Annotated in this window: 1 protein-coding gene; it reads left to right on the forward strand. The window is 50.6% G+C overall.

Going from position 1 to position 257, the window contains the following annotated elements:
- Positions 1-257 (forward strand): spore germination protein (locus tag SB660_RS21930; RefSeq protein ID WP_410584553.1); only part of this gene is annotated, 257 nt, incomplete at both ends.

Below are 257 nucleotides of genomic sequence, written 5' to 3' on the forward strand. Positions count from 1 at the left end.
GTTGCGGTTATATTTGTTGAGAATATCGCCAATCCGGAGATTGTGGAGGAAGTGAAGCGGCGCCTGTCATACCTGCGTATAGACAGCGTGCTTGCGCCCGGAATTATCGAGGAGTCGATAGAAGATAATTCGTTTTCCATTTTTCCGCAGATCGTTCATACGGAACGGCCGGATAAAGCAAAAGCATGCGTGATGGAAGGCTGTGTGCTGATCATGATGGATGGCAGCCCGTCGGCCTTGATTGCGCCGATCACGTT

This window comes from Bacillus sp. SIMBA_005, assembly GCF_046535585.1.
GTDB classification, from domain to species: Bacteria; Bacillota; Bacilli; order Bacillales; family Bacillaceae; genus Bacillus; species Bacillus pumilus.